The organism is Bacillus sp. C1 (assembly GCF_054570475.1).
Genome location: NZ_JBTMZT010000008.1, coordinates 64,298 through 80,072, shown reverse-complemented (window position 1 = coordinate 80,072; position 15,775 = coordinate 64,298). Strand labels below are relative to the sequence as shown.

General features: G+C 34.3%; 12 protein-coding genes and 2 pseudogenes. 2 read left to right on the top strand and 12 right to left on the bottom strand.

Annotation, left to right across the window (positions count from 1 at the left end):
• Nucleotides 1–159 precede the first annotated feature (159 nt).
• Nucleotides 160–3,051, bottom strand: coding sequence for a collagenase ColA (gene colA / locus ACX5JI_RS19380; RefSeq protein ID WP_459502664.1), 2,892 nt, complete (start codon nucleotides 3,049–3,051; stop codon nucleotides 160–162).
• A 215-nt stretch (nucleotides 3,052–3,266) separates the two neighbouring features.
• Between colA and ACX5JI_RS19375 the strand changes: the two genes are divergently transcribed.
• The gene (locus ACX5JI_RS19375) at nucleotides 3,267–4,130 is read left to right on the top strand and encodes a PhzF family phenazine biosynthesis protein (RefSeq protein ID WP_459502663.1); all 864 of its coding nucleotides are present in this window, start codon (nucleotides 3,267–3,269) and stop codon (nucleotides 4,128–4,130) included.
• A 164-nt stretch (nucleotides 4,131–4,294) separates the two neighbouring features.
• Here ACX5JI_RS19375 and ACX5JI_RS19370 read toward each other — a convergent pair whose 3' ends face one another.
• The 11 genes and pseudogenes from ACX5JI_RS19370 to pdxR form a co-directional block, all read right to left on the bottom strand.
• Nucleotides 4,295–4,762, bottom strand: a complete 468-nt coding sequence (locus tag ACX5JI_RS19370; protein ID WP_459502662.1) for an NUDIX hydrolase — start codon at nucleotides 4,760–4,762, stop codon at nucleotides 4,295–4,297.
• A 386-nt stretch (nucleotides 4,763–5,148) separates the two neighbouring features.
• Nucleotides 5,149–6,615 carry a serine hydrolase gene (locus ACX5JI_RS19365; protein ID WP_459502660.1) on the bottom strand — a complete coding sequence of 489 codons (1,467 nt, stop codon included), beginning with the start codon at nucleotides 6,613–6,615 and terminating at the stop codon, nucleotides 5,149–5,151.
• An 8-nt stretch (nucleotides 6,616–6,623) separates the two neighbouring features.
• Nucleotides 6,624–7,136: a hypothetical protein gene (locus ACX5JI_RS19360; protein ID WP_459502659.1), complete on the bottom strand. Its 513-nt coding sequence runs from the start codon at nucleotides 7,134–7,136 to the stop codon at nucleotides 6,624–6,626.
• The gene (locus ACX5JI_RS19355) at nucleotides 7,133–7,474 is read right to left on the bottom strand and encodes a PadR family transcriptional regulator (protein ID WP_459502658.1); all 342 of its coding nucleotides are present in this window, start codon (nucleotides 7,472–7,474) and stop codon (nucleotides 7,133–7,135) included. Before ACX5JI_RS19355 ends, ACX5JI_RS19360 begins: the two co-directional genes overlap by 4 nt.
• Before the next feature lie 255 nt (nucleotides 7,475–7,729).
• Entirely contained in the window at nucleotides 7,730–8,767 is a 1,038-nt protein-coding gene (locus tag ACX5JI_RS19350) for an NAD-dependent epimerase/dehydratase family protein (RefSeq protein WP_459502657.1), read from the bottom strand.
• Nucleotides 8,768–9,198: 431 nt separating this feature from the next.
• Nucleotides 9,199–9,462, bottom strand: a pseudogene (locus ACX5JI_RS19345) (hypothetical protein).
• A gap of 194 nt (nucleotides 9,463–9,656) precedes the next feature.
• A complete protein-coding gene (locus ACX5JI_RS19340) occupies nucleotides 9,657–10,127 on the bottom strand; it encodes a GNAT family N-acetyltransferase (protein ID WP_459502656.1) in 471 nt (156 codons plus the stop codon).
• A 385-nt stretch (nucleotides 10,128–10,512) separates the two neighbouring features.
• Entirely contained in the window at nucleotides 10,513–10,914 is a 402-nt protein-coding gene (locus tag ACX5JI_RS19335) for a DUF3980 domain-containing protein (RefSeq protein ID WP_459502654.1), read from the bottom strand.
• Between the two features lie 299 nt (nucleotides 10,915–11,213).
• Nucleotides 11,214–11,342 (bottom strand): annotated as a pseudogene (locus ACX5JI_RS19330) (tyrosine-type recombinase/integrase); the annotation flags it as partial.
• Between the two features lie 310 nt (nucleotides 11,343–11,652).
• Nucleotides 11,653–12,567, bottom strand: coding sequence for a D-alanine--D-alanine ligase (locus ACX5JI_RS19325; RefSeq protein WP_459502653.1), 915 nt, complete (start codon nucleotides 12,565–12,567; stop codon nucleotides 11,653–11,655).
• A 4-nt stretch (nucleotides 12,568–12,571) separates the two neighbouring features.
• A complete protein-coding gene (gene pdxR / locus ACX5JI_RS19320; protein ID WP_459502652.1) occupies nucleotides 12,572–14,020 on the bottom strand; it encodes a MocR-like pyridoxine biosynthesis transcription factor PdxR in 1,449 nt (482 codons plus the stop codon).
• A 640-nt stretch (nucleotides 14,021–14,660) separates the two neighbouring features.
• On the opposite strand from pdxR, the gene ACX5JI_RS19315 reads away from it, so the two are divergent.
• Nucleotides 14,661–15,623 carry a DUF4822 domain-containing protein gene (locus ACX5JI_RS19315; RefSeq protein WP_459502651.1) on the top strand — a complete coding sequence of 321 codons (963 nt, stop codon included), beginning with the start codon at nucleotides 14,661–14,663 and terminating at the stop codon, nucleotides 15,621–15,623.
• Nucleotides 15,624–15,775: the final 152 nt, after the last annotated feature.

The following is a 15,775-nucleotide window of genomic DNA, read 5'->3' as shown; positions in this document are numbered from 1 at the left end:
TCTATACTACAATTATACTATAATTCCATATTTAGGGATATCATTGTTTTTACAAAGACTTCGCGCCGTAGTATATATCAAAAATGATCCTATCTCGTAGCAATTACTAAAAAACTATTCCAATCTATAGGCCTCTCTATATTTTGTCCAACAATGAATTTATTTTACTGATAATACATAATCTCCATTTTCATTATCAAATTTATATACATACAAATAGTACTTTCCAGGTTTCGCTTTATATTTCCCTTTCACTACATTGCCATCATCTTGACCATAAGAAACATAATTTTGCTTATCTGATTCATGGTGAAGTACCCATGTCATTCCAATTTGCTGCTCATTTATAACAGAAATGTCTATTTCTTTTGGAGATGTAATCTCAAATGTATAAACATCTGTATCATGAGATCCTATTAAACTTCCTTTTACGAGCGTATTAAAAGAGAGATTCTTTTCTTTTTCAGCTCCTGTCTCTTGCTGTGCCTCTTTGTTTACAGTCACTTTAGTTTTTATTTTATTTTCTATTCCATTATTATCTTTCACTGTTAACCCTACTGTATATGTTCCTTCTTTTTCATATGCATGAATAGGATTCACTTCTGTACTTACTGCACCATCACCGAAATCCCAAAGATACGAAATAATACTTCCACCTTTACTCTCAGTTCCCTCACTCTTAAACTGTATATGTTCCTTTTGCTTCCCACTATATGGACCGTTTATATTTATACTTACTTTAGATGTTTGCTCCTTCGCTTCATCTGTCGCAACACCATGGAACACAATATCATATTGGAACTGATTTGCTGCATTTACACGATAGTTAACAAAATGGGCTGTAACTGTTTTATAGCCACTCCACTCGTTTTGAGATAACTGTTCCAAAGCTTGATTGACTTGCTTGCTCATCGCTTTCCAATCTTCAGATTCGCCTTTTGTTACACCACCTGTGTATGTGCCTTTCAATGCAAATGTATGAAAGAATTGTGAGTTGTGCTTTGTAATTTTTGCATCTTGAACATGTAAAGCTTCGGTAATTTCTTTCTTAACTTCTGTTAAAGGTTTCGGTGCATGTTTTATTAAATAGTCATCCGATACCTGTGGTACGTTATACTTCTCTTGATTGTCAATCAGTTGTTGCATATACGATTGATATTCTTTATTCAACTCTGTATCCTTACTTAATTTTTCACGATACGCATCATAATTTTTTACATCATTTGCCCGAATGAAATCTTGAATTTTATCGAACGTATCAAATTGACGATTGTATAAATACGATTGCAAAGCGAAGGAATAATTATAAAAATCCCATGAACCATACTTTGCAAATAGTGTTTGCTTTGCTGTATAGCGGCTCTCTGGATCAGGTGCTAAACCACTAATAATACTCTTACGCGGAACGACATTATTTGTACGTGTCGATCCTGCAAAAAACTCAGCATTTCCTTCTTGGAACCAAGTTAATCGTTCATTTTGATACATATCTCCTCTTCCAAACAATCCTGGAACTTCATATCTTCCTTGTAAATAATGCGTAAATTCGTGACGGAACAGCTCTTCTAAACTATAAATACTCTGCTCTGGCGTTCGCTCATATGTAAAGAACGTTCCTTTCTCTTCAATATAAATGCCACCATTGTTTGTTTCATATCCATAAAGTTGGCGATTTAATTGATACTCTTCTGGCGTATTGTAAATTACTACCGTAAGTACATCATCAGCATTCCCTTGTTCAAGTGCTTGATCATTGCCAATTACACGATGATATTGAGCCTGCACTTCTTTCGCTGCCCAGTACAGTCTTTTAATTTTTTCTTCTGTAACTTGATCACCTGTTTTAAATACGATAGCCCCATCGTCAAATGTATAGGTTTTCGGTAAATATTTTTTCTTTCCATCCTCACGTATTTGTTGTAAATCTACTTTATTTCCACTATAATCTTTTCCGCCATAATTTGTTGTTATTTGCTCCACTGCACCAAAGTAAGCTTCACTTAAGCGTGGATACATATGCATCGCCTTTGTTACCAATTCTAACCCTTTATTTGAATTACTATGAAACTTCCCTAGACGCCCAGCATAGTAAATACCATTATTAATTAACCAACTATTCTCCGTTGTTACATTACCTATAAGCGCAATTCTACTAACCTCATTTATGAAACGATCAATTTTTCCAAACCACATCGTAGCATTCGCTTCTTTACTTGTATCATATAAATAAGACTGCATGTCATAATCAATACCTTGCATAAGATCATACACAGCTTGTCCCTTCGTACGATCATTTACATACGTAGAAAAGTTATCATTATACTGTTTTAAAATATTTGCTGCATACTGCACTGTTTCAACATCACTAGAAGCATTACTAATTAACTTTCCATAAGCAGATATCACTTTATCTTGCTCCGATGTACCGAGTTTAAAGTTCGGATTTTTCGCCATTGCTTTTAATGCAGGTAAACATGTATCATGAAAGCTTCTTTCATTTAAATAACTAAGTTCCTTATTATAATATCCAACATAGAAAGCAGAACGTAACACTTCAATAAACGTATCAATTCCCTTGTCATCTTCTGCCGTAAAGGTACGCCCTCTTCGTTCTAGTTCATCAATCATCACTTTCATGTGACCCTTATTTTGATAAAAAGCTTTCGTACCTTCATTAAATTGGAATAAATCAGTAATTTGATCCCAGCGAATATTGGCTAGTGTATCAATCAGTTCGTGATCACTCATTTTATTAAGCTCTTCCAGTGAATAACTTTCCTGCAACTTTTTTGATGCCGTACGCTCTGCAACTGGAGCTGGACGTTGTGAAAAATCCCCCACCTTTAAACGTTGTTCAAATGATAATGTTTCATCAGCCTTTGTAGCATGCACAATCTCATCTTTGGAAACCTCTATCCCTACTGGCTTCATTTGCAATACATGATGAGATGTTTTCTCTGCTGCAAAAACTTCTGTCTGTAACCCACCTAATGATAATACTAAGCTGCTCATGCCGAGTATGATCGGATTACACTTTGTATTCTTTTTCATGTTAAATCCTCCCTAGTTGTATATTCCAAACTAGAAAATAACATATTATCTTTATAAAACAATATAAAATGCAATATTTCATATTATTTCTTTGTACATTTTGAACGGATTATGAACATTTTTATCCTTTTATCCAACAGAAACACATAGACTATCGGAGGCAGGAATGTTGAATAAGAGAACCGAAATGATAAGCAGAAAAGGAGGCTTTTTACATGAGATATTATATCGTTGATGTTTTTGCAGAAAACAAATATGAAGGAAATCAATTAGCAGTTTGTATTCCTGATGGAAATATAAAACAAGAGGAAATGCAAGCTATTGCAAAAGAAATCAATTTTTCAGAGACAACCTTTATTATGTCAGGTTTACAAGAGAACGGTGGGTATGATGTGAAAATTTTTACCCCCGACTCAGAAATGCCATTTGCAGGACATCCTACGATTGGCACTGCTTATATCATTCAACACTTGTATCAAGATAATCGATCTGCTGAAATTAAATTAAATCTTACAGTTGGGCAAATTCCGGTAGTATTTGAAGAGCAATATGTTTGGATGAAACAAAATCAACCTGTTTTCGGAACGGAAATTGCTATTGAAACAATTGCCGAGACGCTACAAATTAGTATGGAAGATATACATAACACCTATCCAATTCAAGTAGTCTCAACGGGTTTCCCAAGCATTATTGTGCATTTGAAGACTTTGAATGCAGTTAATCGATGTCAAGTAAACCATGATCTATATAATGAAATTTTAAAGAAGGTAGGAAATGCTAATCTTCTTGTTTTTACAACAGAAACAATACATTCTAAAAATGATATACATGCAAGAGTTTTTATGTTTACATCAGGTCACCTAGAAGACCCTGCAACTGGTAGTGCGAATGGAAATTTAGCAGGTTATTTATTGGAATACAACTTTTTTAATAAAAATAAAGTAAATTATAGTGTCGAACAAGGATACTACATAGGGAGACCATCACTATTGAAAGTTAAAGCAGAAAAAATGAATGGGAATTTTTCAATCGAAATAGGTGGTCGTATTTTTATTGTTGCAGAGGGAAAATGGTTATGATTTTTTCCAACAATCTGACACTATAATGGGGGAAGTATCACGGAAATGATCAAACTTTTTTATAAAAGAATAGATTAAGAGCTTGTTTTGATTACAGTTTTTTCAAAACAAACTCTTTCTTTTTGTTTGTTTATCAAGATCATTAGTGCGGAATTATGCTGTACTTATTCACTCTTAATGATATGCTCCGGGTACAGTGGCAGATCATTAACTTTATTTTTTAAGAAATCAGGTTTCAAATTATAAGCACCTACTTGCTCTAGTGGCACCCATTGGAATATATATCTTCTACCATCTTCTTCAAATACAAAGGAGTCTTCACCTTCTCCTGGTAGTTCATGTAACTCTACTTCATAATAGCAACTAATTTCATGAAACTCATGTTCATCATATGTAAAGAAATTTTCAACTGTCCATAAGAGCCTTTTCACATCAATATTTACTCCTAACTCTTCTTTTAATTCTCTTTTCACAGCTACTTCACTGCTTTCTAGCATCTGCACTCGCCCACCTGGTACATACCAAAAGTCTTCACCTTCATCTTGAAGCATTAACATTTTATTATCATGTTTACATATTGCGCCAACTCGGTAATTAAAACATGTTTTGTCTAGTTTGAAAGTAAGATCCATTATCCTATACCACCTTTATGTTGTTTACTATAGTTCATACCAAAAGATGGGGGGGACATGTGGATAGATGTTACACTCCACTCCGAGTGGACGCTTTCCGCGGGCGAGAGTGAGCCTCCTCGGCAAGCCTGCGGGGTCTCACTTCCCTCGCTATTCCCGCAGGAGTCGCCACTCTCCGTTCCGTGTATTAACATTGATTCATTTATAAAAAATCATCCCCTTGTTTCAGTGATGAACCTTTAATATGTAATCACTACAAACGGTTTCCACTTCACATTATCCCTATCTATCTACCATTCAAGAACATTAGCTTGCGACTATATCATCGATTAAAATTTTATAATATAATTAATATACTATAAATTTACAATTAAGAAAGCAACCTTTTAACTACTAAAATGATTAGGAACTTTATGTTTACAAGCAATACTAATAAACAGGAATCCATTAAGGGCCAAAAGAATAACGACCCCAGTTACTAAATAAGCTACATCAGGGGCAAAAACATAAATCGCATGCCACGGGGAACCCGTACTATGAATGAGTCCCGGAATGATCACAACAGATAAGAATAAAAAAATACTACCAAGCATGAACCAAACACTTTTTCTAAGCACTTTCCTCGATTTCAGCTTTACTATCACATAAACGAATATGATAAGCAGTAAGCAGATGATCCACATTATAACGAGTTGCACAATTGGAATATTAGAAGGGATATCACTTGGTTCCTCTCCGTTTACTATATTGATAATCCCTTGTTTCAAGTGCAAGAGTGCCTCTTCTTCAAAAATATGATTTTTATTCGTAAGAATGACTCCGCCCCAGCCCGTTTTCGGTATAAAGAATACTTCTGCATGTGAATCAGGCGTGGAACCTGAATGCCATATCATTTTTTCATCAGAATTTGGATTTGTGATTCTGATTCCTAATCCATAGTAGCGATTTGCACCCGTTTGAACATACGGCGAAGTATAAAGATTCATTGTTTCTTTAGTTAAAAACGTTTCATTCTCTTGTTGACTAAGTAATTTTATGTATTGAACCATATCTTCTGCACTGGCCGTTATGTACCCATATGGTGCCCCGCCATTGTCATACGTTACCAAACTTTTCCGAGGCGTTCCAAACCATGACTGATAGCCCGCCACATAACCATTTTTATAAGATGCGTCATTGTTTGCTGCTGCATGTTCCATTCCTAAAGGCGCAAAAACTTGTTGCTCCATATATTCAGAATACGTTTGATTCGTAAGTTCTTCCATAACAGCACCAAGAATTAAGAAATTTGCATTGCTATATTGATGTTTTTCTCCTGGTAAAGCAGTAAGCTTAACGTTGGATAAACTTTTTACGTTCTCCTTTATTGCACGAAAACCTTTATCTCCTTTGTCTGAAATTGCTAAACCCACATACGTACTCATTCCACTTGAATGGGTAAGTAACTGTTTTATTGTGATTTTGGAAGCTGCTTCTTTATCTTGAAGTGTAAACCATGGAATATACTTTTGCACTGGATCTTCTAGGTGAATCATACCTTCTTCACTTAATTTCATTATTGCTAAACCTGTTAATGATTTACTTATCGATCCTATAGTAAATGGCGTTTTAGTAGTTACTTTTTCCTTATTCTCTCCCGTTACACCCCATGCGTTGGAATAAAACACATCATTTTCATGAACAATGGCAATAGAGGCACCAGGAACTTCCTGTTCTTCTAAAAAAGTTTCTACATAATTGTCTATCTTGTTCTTAACATCTTTTTCTGCGGATACTTTCGGGGCTAGTAGAAAGAAAATACATACATTACATAATAAGCACATAAAAATAGTTTTATATTTTAGTAATTTCATATTAACTTTCACCTACTTATATTAATTTTCCGTATATAAAGTACTACTAGCATAGAAATGAGCACAGAGGTAGTCATGCTAATGATGATAAGTAGAGAATTCCACCATGAATCATCTGATATTTGATATAAGATATTATAATTAAATGAATGATTGGTGTGTAATGGATGAAATGACTCTGTTAAAAACATAGAGAGTAGAAGTTGTGAAATGAAGTAAGTACAAATGGAAGTAAAGAATCCAATCACAAATAAATTTCCTTTTTTACTTTTCGATTTTCGTATTTGTTTTATTTCAGAATGAAGATCTATCCCATTCATTTCTAAAAAATCTTTAACAAATGTCGTTGCATCTCCTAAGTCACTTATACTATTTTGACCTTGTTCCCGGCATTCTTGTATATGTTCTAAAATTTGCTGTTTAATCATTTTTCTGTTCTTTGAGCTTACTTTGTATTGTTTTAATTCTTCGAGAACTTCCTTTAAAAATTGTGTTTCTTCCATATTTAATTTCAAATTCATTCTAAATCCTCTCCCTTCCAACCACTTTGCAATAGGGATTTTATATCCTGTTGTAACTCCAGCCACTCATTAATTTTTTTCTGAAGATGTATTTTCCCTTTCTCGTTCATTTCATAATAAACTCTAACTTTTCCGCTTTCTGTCATTTCACGATACGTATGAACCCATTCTTGCTCTTTCAGCTTCGTTAAAATAGGATAAATACTCCCTACTCCTTTCAATTTTAAATTGTGTTTTTCTAACTCCTTCATAATTTCATATCCATAGCTTTTTCCCCTCGACAAAATTGATAATACACACATCTCTAAATGACCTTTAATTAAGCTTGTTCTGTCCATAGGATAAATTTAACAAAAATATATACTTCATTCAAGTATATATTTAGAGTTTTTCGACTTTTCTTTATATACAATCAAAATGACTCCTAGTCTGGGAATAGTATATAAATTTAAACTTTATTAAAAAACTACTTTACATTTATTTGGTTTTAAATCCCGAAATACGTAAAACCCCGCCTAATCTTAGAACGGGGCAAAAGTGAATTTTTCAAATCTAATTTTCATTACAAACTGCTTGATACATATATACCCTCATCACAATTTCTCTTTTTGAAACCAAATTTCTAACAATTCCCGCTCCCTCCCTCTTAATATCCCCGCTTTTCGCTCTGTATCTTCTCTCAATTTCCCCCATTGATACACATCACAAATGGTATCTTCAATCGGTCTAAAAGAAAGCCCGGCGTTAACAGCTTTTTCTATACTAATAAAAAAACTACCTTTCCACGGTTCTGTTTCTCCTTCTAACGGAAAAGATTTAGGAATCCATAAAGGCATCTCCGTCCAAGGCTGTACTTTATTTTCCAGTAGAAATTTCTCTTCTACCCATACAAACTCAGCATCGCTATTTGTTACTGCTTTACAAGTATTTAATAGTTTTTCTATCGTCAATTCATCATTCGGTCCTGTTACATTAAACTTACCTACGATTCTGTTTTCTGCCATATTGAATGCCCAAGTTGCTACATCTTTTACGTCAATCAATTGCACAGGACGGTCTGAATGCCCCGGTACCATTACCTTTCCACCTTGCATTACACGCTGAACCCAGTACGGGAGTCGATCCGAATAATCAAATGCTCCAACAAGAAGTCCTGCCCTTATATGCAAAACACGCCCCGGCCAATGCTTTTCTGCTTCTTCCTCACATAAAACTTTCAACGCTCCATAATGTTCATAAGGAGATATTTCCCCTATCTCAACCGCTTGCAACTTATCACTAGGTGGCATAGGCTGTAAATGATAGTCTTCCTTAATATGAAGCGGAATCCAATCTTTATAAGTAGAGAGACTTGATACAAACGTATAATGTTCGATGTTGTCTCCAAGTGCAGCAGCAATTTTTTTAATTTGATGAGGAGCAAATCCACATGTATCCATTACAACGTCCCATTTTCGATTTTCTAAGACTGATACATCACTGTCCCTATTACCGATTAGTTGTTCCACTTCAGGAAATACTTCTTTATTCGTGCCACGATTAAATAAAGTAACTTCATGCCCCCTTTTCAACGCTTCTTCTACTAAAGCTCTTCCTAAAAAGCGAGTACCTCCTAATATAAGGACCTTCATAATTTTCCCCCATTCATTTTAATAATCTATAAATTAGCATTCATTTAATTTAACGATTTTCTCACTTAAAAAGTTACGGGATGATGAAAAAATTGCTGCTGTTTTATTCATACTCCGTTAAAGAATGCGATAGCACCTCGTTAACGAACAAAGACCTGTTACAACAATAAACATACGTACTTATTAACTTTAAAACGTTAACTGAACAGAAAGAAAGAAGGTGAACTTTCGTCCACCTTCTTTCTAAGTAATAATGATTTTATTTTCGCTCTTGCATATTGCATCGATTCAATCGTTAAAGCAAGATTGCTTCTTTATAAAGTAATTTGTCTTCAACATAAACAACATATCCCAGCCACCATAACACTTCTCTTCATCTACAATATTCAAAAGGATTCTCAATCTGTAAGTTATACTTCATTAAGCATAACTTACAAATTAATAGCAACATGTGGCTTACTGTAGTGGCTCGTTCCCCCGCCACCTACTATTACTTCTCCGTGCTTTTCGAATATTAGTAGTTTGCGCGAACCATCGGAAAGTAAAACTTCTACTTCCGCATCATCCGCTGTAGCAGTATAGATCACATAGCCGCTTTCAGAAAGGCAAGTTTTCTAGTGACGATCAAATTCTGATCTTAGCACTCGATTTGAGTACACTTGATTTTCTACTCTTACTGATTTAGATTTTTTCAATTCCTTCCCCCACACTTCTTCTGCGATGAAACATGACCATTTCTTTTCAAAGGATCTTTTCATACTATTTTATTCAGAACGAACAGATTGGAATGGACATGCATCACATTATGTAGAAAATCTTTTAGAAGTGGGCATGGAAGCTTGATTTGAGGAGTTTTAATTCAAACAACCTTTATAGCATTTATCATTATTTATACTCTCTTCACAAACAATACTCTACTTCCGCCATCACCATCATAATTTGTATGCACAGATACTTCATCTATTTCTTCATCACCTGTTTCAATTTCAAATCCAATTTCTTGATGAAACTGAATAGATCTTTTATTCGCTGGTGATGTTACAGCTTTTACAACATGGCGGTTATTCGCACGTGCCGCATCAAAGAAATACGAATAAAGTGTTGAGGCAATTCCCTTTCTTCTATAATTTGGATTTACTCCAATAAAATGAACATACGCTTCATTTTCATACGTTTGCGACAAAAATCCACATAAAAATCCTAACATCTCTCCGTCTTCTTCAATGACAAAACTCGTTTCTCGAAAGTGAACGAAGAATAACTTTGGCAGCATATCTGCCATATTTCTCCCGCCCCACCACTCATTAAGTACGGAATGAATCGTTACATAATCTTCCCCTTGGATATGTCTGACTTTCATTTTGCTATCCCTCTCTTTCTATTATTTCCCAATCTATCAACACTTCTAATTGCTAGGTACATACAAATATTTACTAGTCCACAAAATCATTCTATATTCATCTCCATGAAAAGCTTATAAATAATATACACACCATTCACGCTAAAATAAATTGAAAAACATTTTTAAATGTAGTGGTTCTGTAATCAATATAGAAATAATCATACAATCATAAAATCCGGTGAAAACATAATAGATAAACGCTATTATCATATTCGTTTCCTTTAAATCTTGAGGTAAGGTCTTCATAAAATGAAATTTCTACTTCAATCACAAACATCCCCCAAAACACATTTTATGTAATCAATGCGCCTTGGAGGATTAAAAACCATTCCCATATACCTCTTCACTTCATATTTTCATAAATTTTAATCACCGTTTCTACTAAAATGATAAATACCCAAATTGCGCAAAAAATAAGCAACGATTGAAGAATAGAACCTATCAAAATGATTCCTACTACGCCCGATCCTGCGACTGAAACTTCAAATAGCCCGGGAGTGTTATGGATAAAAGAGCCTGAAAAAAAGGTCGTACCAATAGAAGCTAGCAAATAGATCACACTCAGTATTTTTAATATTTTTATAGAAAGATACGAAGTTTTTTCTTCTACTTGTGATAAATTAATTTCCCCGCTTTCTATTCCTTTTTGCAAACATTCTTCACATAAAAATTCATCTTTTACCTTTTTCCCACCATGTACTGTTCCAGTAATCTCCTTACAGCGTGAGCATTTTCGATTAATCATGTTTCTACTCCTCCAATCACATAGCATTATACTTATCGTATTGGATCACTTCCTTAATATTCCTTTTTTATTTTCGATTTTATTAAGTCAGCCACTAAAAAAATAGCCTCTCGCAAATAAAATGAGACTATATTTCATGTTGCTTTAGGGTACTGCTTCATGAACATTGCATCAATAAACAAAAAAGAGTGCGTTTTGAAAAAAGATTTTATCAAGACCTAAATTAAAAAAAGATAAATAAATTAAAGGAGATTACATATTTTATATGACTAATATGTAATCTCCTTTCTTATTCCACAATCGGGTTCTGGTGCAAAAATGTTAATTAGAACCATATATTTCATAACAGGCATTACAGGGAACCCTTCTTGATCCAGTAATATGTATCTTTTGTTGTTATTTTCTATGAGAACCTCTTGTACCCTCATCGCACTTCACCCCTAAAAAATATTAACGATCGGTCTAAAGACCTCACTACGCCTCCCGCTATGGGCTACGTCCTCCGCCTTGAGTATACGCACTTTTCGGAATATTATATACATACTAAACTATATTTTCAATATCTGTATAACTAATCTAATATGTATAAGAAAAGAGGATATATGCTCATATATTGAACATAATATCCTCTTTTTAGTTTAGTCTATTTAAAAAGTTCATCAAAACGCACTCTTTAAAATTGAAGTCAAAAATCATACTTTCTCCTTAACTTCCTATTTTACTTTGATTATATTTCTATTAAAAACCTTCACTTCGTCTCGCCTTTACAGACGTTTCAATAATCATATCTAATAGCTTACTATAGGAAATCCCTACCGCATGAGCACTTTTAGGTAGTAAACTATTTTTTGTCATCCCTGGTAATGTGTTCACTTCCATCACATATGGAATTCCATCTTTTATCATCATATCCACTCTAGCATAGACACTACATTTTAATGCTTGATAGCATGCCATCGCAGCCTCAGCAACGCGCTTTTGCGTTGTGACTGGAAGTTCTACAATTTCTTCAATCGTAGCAGCATCATCATATTTCGCATGATAGTCAAAGAACTCGGCAGTATGCTGAATTGAAATAATCGGTAAAAGATTCCCATCCAAAATAGAACATGTAATTTCTTCACCTTTTATATACTTTTCAATTACGACTTCAGAATCCCATTTAAAGACATCTTCAAGCGATAATAATAAAGCATCTTTATCGTATACAAGTTTTACTCCTACACTAGAACCGCCAGAATTTGGTTTTACTACTAACGGATATCCCATTTTGTTTAATTCATCCAGTTGAAGTTCTTCCCTATTCGAAACGTGAATCCAATCTGGTGTTTGAACACCCTCATAGCGAATCATTTTTTTCGTAATATTTTTATCCATACAAATACCGCTTGATAGCATAGAACTTCCGGTATAAGGAACACCTAGCGTTTCTAATGTACCTTGAATCGTACCGTCCTCTCCGTATTCTCCGTGGAGCGCTAACAAAGCAATATCAATATTTTTCACTTTTTCAATAAGCTCTTTTTTGTCATGTAGTATAATCGGCACAACTTCATACTTACTTTTATCTAAATGTGCCATCATTTCTTCCCCAGTCATGAGGGATACTTGCTTTTCGGAGGATACGCCCCCCATAATTACGCCAACTCTCATTTTTTCAGCTCCCACTTTCATTTTTCAAAGTATCACCAATTATTTTAATTCCCTTTAGAATATCCGCTTCTTTTAAACGGGAAAAACCTAATCGAAACGTATTACTTCCCCTTCCATCCGTATAAAAGACGTCTCCCGGAGAAAATACGACGCCCTTTTCATAGCATTTTTTCAAAAGTGTACGCGCGTCCATTCCTTTTTCTAACTCTATAAAAAGATGAAGTCCTCCATCTCCAGTCATTCTTTGGAAAGGAATATATTGATGACAAGCATGGGCAGCAATGTCATATTTTTTCTTATAAACTGACTTCGCCTTCTTTAAATATTTCTCGAAATACCCATCATGCAAATATTGATACAGTACTGCCTGATCCAGCGTAGATGTATGAATCGTTCGCGCTCTCTTTACACTTTCTAAATAGTGGATTAATTCTTTATCTGCTAAAACCCATCCAACACGTAATCCTGGAAATAGAATTTTTGAAAAGCTGCTAATATAAATTACATTGTTGCCACATCCAGCGAAAGTCAATAATGGCGCTAAATGGGAACCTGAATAACGTAACTCCTCATTAAATCCATCTTCCACGATAGGAACTTGATACTTTGAAAAAAGGTTCATCATTTCAGTCCTTTTTTCTGAGGATGTAACAATCCCGGTCGGATTATGATAAGACGGTATTACATATGCAAGGTCAAAATCCATTTCCGATAAACGTTTCTCAACTTGCTCAATATCAATCCCATCCTCTTTCATATCTATCCCGTGTACATCAAATCCATGCAATCGAAAAAGCTTTAATGCGGCATGGTGAGTAGGATTTTCACAAATAATACGCCCGGACTTTTTACCTATAGCAGACAATAAAATATCCAGCCCTTCAGTAAAGCCATTCGTAATCAGAATATCCTTATTGGAAATATCTACTCCCTTCATTTCCATATAATGAAGGAGGTAATCAATTAAAGGTTTATAACCTTTTGCATAGCCGTAGTTCAAAATGATATCTCCTTCAATGGACATCCGATTCAGAAAAGCCCTTTTAAAATTTTCAACATCAAACAGCTTCTCATCTGGGGCAATGCTGTTGAATGAAATCATCCCTTTTTCCCAGCGAACACCGTGCTTCATTAAATCTAATTCATCAGCTAACAAAGCTACTTCATTTATCTTTTCTTTCCAGTTCAACTCAATGGATGGCGTTTTGGATGTTTTTACTTTCCCTACAAAATTTCCTTTTCCTTTAATTGCATAGATCAAACCTTCTTGTTCTAAATCTGCGTAAGCAGTAAGAACAGTATTTCTGCTGACCGACAATAATTTACTAAATTCTCGGGTAGATGGAAGCTTCTGGTGCTCCAGCAAGTGTCCTTTCATAATCATTTTCTTTACATAATCTTTTAACTGAATATAAACAGGACGATCACCCATAAGCTTAAAATCATGAAACACTTCCTTAACCCCCTTGTTATCATTTTTGCATAACGATATGTATCTTAACAGGTCCACAGCATATGTATTTTTTAGAACCAGTGGTATGGTTTACTTTACATTTTCTTCATTCTTTTATCTACGCCTACTAACGATGAGCCCTGATCAAACGACGGGAAACTATCAATAAGATATTATTATATCTTATTTCATATTTTCAAAAATGTCGCAAATCACAGAGGATAAAAAAGATGAACCGACTCTTATGACTAATCCGGTCTCTTTTTCATTCATTCATTCATTAAAGCTACTCGTATGAATGTAACTACATTCCAATGCATTCATTTTGAAATAAAGCTGTCCATAACACGGGAATGCCGCTTGCATCATGCAATTATTAGAGGATAAACGTCAACTACTATCAACCTACTATTTGACGCTTACCTAAAAAATTATTTTTCGGGTATTCTGGAACAGTAGATTAAGGTTATTTTGCACGAAACACGTAAAACCCCTTTCTTTAGATAAACATAAAAAAAATTACAGATAAGTTTATCTTTTTTTAAGAAATTGTTTAGAGGGAGTTTACAATTAAGTACTACTATAGGTTTAGACGAGATAACACAGTCTAAATACAAAATATAAATGGGGAGGCTACAAAATGAACAAAAAAACAATATCATCAATAGTACTCGGATTCACATTAGTATTCACAGGTTACAGCGGCGCTAGCGCTCAAGAAAATCATAGTAAACATGGGCAAGCGTCAGGTGTTAAAGAGACTAAAAAGGAACATAGGTTAACCAAAGGACAGGAAATGGCTAAAACTCTTAGTAGTACAAATTGGCAAGGTACAAGAGTATATGACAAATATAATAATGACTTAACAAAAGAGAATGCAAACTTCATTGGTCTAGCGAAATATGATGTAAAATCAGGAAGATATGAATTTTTTGATGCTAAGACAGGTAACAGTCGTGGCGATAAAGGAACATTCTTTATCACAAATGATGGGAAGAAAAGAATATTAATTTCAGAATCAATGAATTATCAAGCTATTGTTGACATGACAAAGCTAAATAAAAATGTTTTTACTTATAAAAGAATGGGAAAAGATGCTAAGGGCAACGATGTAGAGGTATTTGTTGAACATGTTCCATATAAAGAAAAAGAGCTTTCTTTTACTGATCCGGACAAGCAGTTGAACACTACTACAGGAAATATTGTTAAAAACGTTGATGGAGATAAAATTTTAGGCAGCACCCTTTGGAACGGAACAAAGGTATTAGATGAAGATGGCAATGATGTGACAAAGTATAATTCGAATTTTATAAGTCTGGCAAAATTTGATGGAAAGACTAATAAATATGAATTTTTCAATATTGAAACAGGCAAAAGCCGCGGTGATTATGGCTACTTCGATATTGTACATGAAAATAAAATAAGAGCTCATGTTTCAATTGGAACGAATAAGTATGGTGCTGCTCTTGAACTTACCGAACTGAATAATAATAAATTTACGTATAAAAGAACTGGTAAAGATAAAGATGGCAAAGACATAACTGTATTCGTTGAACATGAACCTTATAAAGGTGATTTTAAACCGAAATTTAGTTTTAAATGAAAATGACAAATTGAAAAATTTAATCGATGAAAAGTAAACGTAAAGTAACCCCAAAATACAATACATGTTGATTTTGGGGTTATTTTTTGTTTACTTCCCTTTTTCTACCCACTGCATCTAGACGGTAAAGTGGTCATCCTTCTAACTTAAAA

Excerpts from the sequence above, each read along its gene's own strand:
- colA (WP_459502664.1), bottom strand. The coding sequence starts at position 3,051 with ATGAAAAAGAATACAAAGTGTAATCCGATCATACTCGGCATGAGCAGC.
- ACX5JI_RS19365 (WP_459502660.1), bottom strand. The coding sequence starts at position 6,615 with ATGAAATTACTAAAATATAAAACTATTTTTATGTGCTTATTATGTAAT.
- ACX5JI_RS19360 (WP_459502659.1), bottom strand. The coding sequence starts at position 7,136 with ATGAATTTGAAATTAAATATGGAAGAAACACAATTTTTAAAGGAAGTT.
- ACX5JI_RS19350 (WP_459502657.1), bottom strand. The coding sequence starts at position 8,767 with ATGAAGGTCCTTATATTAGGAGGTACTCGCTTTTTAGGAAGAGCTTTA.
- ACX5JI_RS19315 (WP_459502651.1), top strand. The coding sequence starts at position 14,661 with ATGAACAAAAAAACAATATCATCAATAGTACTCGGATTCACATTAGTA.
- ACX5JI_RS19370 (WP_459502662.1), bottom strand. The coding sequence starts at position 4,762 with ATGGATCTTACTTTCAAACTAGACAAAACATGTTTTAATTACCGAGTT.
- ACX5JI_RS19340 (WP_459502656.1), bottom strand. The coding sequence starts at position 10,127 with ATGAAAGTCAGACATATCCAAGGGGAAGATTATGTAACGATTCATTCC.
- ACX5JI_RS19335 (WP_459502654.1), bottom strand. The coding sequence starts at position 10,914 with ATGATTAATCGAAAATGCTCACGCTGTAAGGAGATTACTGGAACAGTA.
- ACX5JI_RS19355 (WP_459502658.1), bottom strand. The coding sequence starts at position 7,474 with ATGGACAGAACAAGCTTAATTAAAGGTCATTTAGAGATGTGTGTATTA.
- ACX5JI_RS19325 (WP_459502653.1), bottom strand. The coding sequence starts at position 12,567 with ATGAGAGTTGGCGTAATTATGGGGGGCGTATCCTCCGAAAAGCAAGTA.
- ACX5JI_RS19375 (WP_459502663.1), top strand. The coding sequence starts at position 3,267 with ATGAGATATTATATCGTTGATGTTTTTGCAGAAAACAAATATGAAGGA.